The sequence below is a fragment of the Pseudomonadota bacterium genome (genome assembly GCA_030859565.1).
Lineage (GTDB): Bacteria > Pseudomonadota > Gammaproteobacteria > JACCXJ01 > JACCXJ01 > USCg-Taylor.
Genome location: JALZJW010000264.1, coordinates 1 through 2,617, shown reverse-complemented (window position 1 = coordinate 2,617; position 2,617 = coordinate 1). Strand labels below are relative to the sequence as shown.

The 2,617-nt window shown below is 58.7% G+C and carries 5 protein-coding genes; all 5 read right to left on the bottom strand.

Annotated elements, in window-relative coordinates; genetic code table 11:
- Positions 1–168 (bottom strand): NAD-dependent epimerase/dehydratase family protein (locus tag M3436_20540; protein ID MDQ3566360.1); only part of this gene is annotated, 168 nt, incomplete at its 3' end.
- 70 nt (positions 169–238) lie between these two features.
- A complete protein-coding gene (locus M3436_20535; GenBank protein MDQ3566359.1) occupies positions 239–403 on the bottom strand; it encodes a hypothetical protein in 165 nt (54 codons plus the stop codon).
- A 24-nt stretch (positions 404–427) separates the two neighbouring features.
- A complete protein-coding gene (locus M3436_20530) occupies positions 428–895 on the bottom strand; it encodes a carboxymuconolactone decarboxylase family protein (protein ID MDQ3566358.1) in 468 nt (155 codons plus the stop codon).
- A 174-nt stretch (positions 896–1,069) separates the two neighbouring features.
- Positions 1,070–1,216, bottom strand: coding sequence for a hypothetical protein (locus M3436_20525; GenBank protein ID MDQ3566357.1), 147 nt, complete (start codon positions 1,214–1,216; stop codon positions 1,070–1,072).
- 17 nt (positions 1,217–1,233) lie between these two features.
- Positions 1,234–2,157 carry an NAD(P)H-binding protein gene (locus tag M3436_20520; protein ID MDQ3566356.1) on the bottom strand — a complete coding sequence of 308 codons (924 nt, stop codon included), beginning with the start codon at positions 2,155–2,157 and terminating at the stop codon, positions 1,234–1,236.
- Positions 2,158–2,617: the final 460 nt, after the last annotated feature.

Sequence of the window (2,617 nt, the reverse complement as noted above, 5' to 3'; positions counted from 1 at the left end):
GTCGACGACAACCTGCGCACCTGCAAGCGCTTCAGCCAGCCCCTCACCAGTGATGGTGTTGACGCCCGAGGCGGGCGACGCCGCCACTACCTCATGGCCGCTCTGACGAAGTTTGTTCACGAGCTTTGTTCCGATGAGCCCGGTGCCACCAATTACAACGATTTTCATACCATACCCCTCAATTTGTCGCCCGCAAGTGGGGGCCAGTGTGTCTAAACAATGTTAATGTTGCGTTAAGCTATGCAGGCCTTGGACAATATTCCTTCAGGATCAACCGCCACAGCGCTTGCAGATCGAAGTCCTGCTCGCTGAGCGGCGACTTGGCCACTGCCGACGTGCCGTAGGCGTAACCGGGATCTGGATTGGACTGTGTATTCTGCTCATGTTGACCTCCTTCGTTCATTCATGCGATTAGTACCTTGAGCGCTTACTTGTTGCCGCTGCCTTGAGGCTGGTATGTACCAGGCACTTCCCGGAAAGCGATGGCCAATCGGTTCCAGCCGTTGATGGCGATGATCGCTAGCGTCAAATTGACCAGCCCTTCTTCCGTGAATTGGGTACGCACCTGCTCGAACACCTCATCCGGCGCGTGCCCCTGACTGATCAGCGTGATCGCCTCCGTCCAGGCCAGCGCGGCTCGCTCCCGCTCCGTGTAGAACGGCGCCTCGCGCCAGGCAGGAAGTGCGTAGAGCCGCTGCTCGCTCTCACCCAAGGCCCTGGCATCCTTGGTATGCATATCGATACAGTAGGCGCAGCCGTTGATCTGGGAGGCCCGCGTCTTGACCAGCTCCAATAGGGAGCGCTCGAGACCCGACTCCTCTACGTACTTTTGGAGCGAAACCATCGCTCGCATCGCGCCCGGCGTTGCCTTGTGGTATTCAAATCGTCTTTGCATCGTGGCCTCCGCGTTGTTCATTGATCTCTCTAAATCTCGCTTGCTCTTTAGCTGCTCAACTTCTGTACCAGCTCGGACAGATAGATAAAAGCCCCATTTGATCAAGTAGTTAGCCTGACCATGCCGGCGGTGAAGGGGATCTAATTACGGGAAGAATCGAAGCCCGTGGCGGCGCTATTTCGCCACGAGGCGAATGCTCGTCACTGCTTGTGGCGGAATATTCCGCTGGCCGAGGGCCAAGACTTGCGCTTGGATTCTTTGCCCGACGAACCAGATAATGGCTGCCGTGCCAAGCTGGGCGGCTAGCTGCAACTCTCCCATGGTTTCCTCTAGTGGGACTAGGCGGCTCGACCCAGCGCTGAAACGACTGCTCGCCAGCCTTCGCGCACACTCGGATACTTCGGTGTCCAGCTTGTCTCTCGCTTGAACTTCCGACTCGAGATCCTCACTGAGCGAGCCAGCAGCTCACCCAGGGATCCGAAAAGATGCGCCACCCACGGTGGCGGGAGCTTAGGAGGCGCGACGCCGAGCGCCGCGGCAAGTGCGTCGATGTACGCGCGATGGGAGAGCGGCTCGTCGTCAACTACGTTGTAGATCCCCGCGTGCGCGTCAAGCGCAGCGACGACTGCTGTGGCCGCGTCGTCATGAGACACCGAGGAAATGAAGGCGTCGGCTGCGCCGGGAATCGGTGCCCATCCTTTGCGGACAAACTTGATCAGGTCTAGCGTTTGCACCGCATCGGAGCCGTAAAAAGCGCCGAAGCGCAGCACGATGCCGGTGCGCCCGCTTTCGGTGAAGCGCAGCGCCGCTCTCTCAGCGTCCTCAATCGTGCGGTTGTAGCGCACCGGCGCGATTGGGGTGTGTTCGGCGATCCATGCACCGCCGCGATCCGGGTAGACCGGGGCGAAGGATTCCTGGATGAACCGTTGGACGCCGCTTGCAATTGCCGCATCAACCAAGTTTGCTGAAGCGACGCTGCGGATGCGATCGTTCTCGCGCCAAGCGCTGGGCAACAGCATGTGAAAGCTCGACGACGGAATGTGGGTGGCGAGGCTGACGACGACATCGTGGCCGGCCACGACGGAACTTAGCGCGCCCAAGTCGAAGAGATCCACAAATGTCGGGCGTGCACCGACCCCCAGCAGCACTGCCTCGCTTCCCGGCGAGCGGACGAGGGCGGTCACATGGTGTCCACGCTTAACCAGCAGTGGCACTGCTCTGCGGCCGATCACTCCGGTCGCTCCAGTGACAAATAGCTTCATACGTTTCTCCCTGTCTCGCAGCCACCTTGCAAGCGCCGCTTTATCCGGAGGCGCCCCATCCGCACGGGATGTGAATCGGCGCTCGAATGGGTGAGCCGTTGAGGTGTATCTATCATTTCTTTCCCCTTAGCCACGCCCGTGTGTTATTTACCTTCCAATGAAGTCAGCTTTCTATCCTTGAGAATTGCATCAGTTGCTTAGCTAGAGGTCCCGCTACAAGCTGCGGGCACGCACTTATGATCGCGCTAGTTTAAGCTCCTCTCGGCAGGCATTGCTGAAAGCGCAAAGCGGGTCCAATTCACCTGCTTTAGGGAAGCTCTGAACAAGTAATCGAAAGTGGGTATCCACTTCGCGCAAGTGCCCCCTATGTGTTGTGGTCAAGCGATTTAGCTCTTCCCAGGAGGCTTCGGTATGGTGTGGGTGTGATGGTGGCGGCTTGCTGCATCAGACGGTAGAAAAG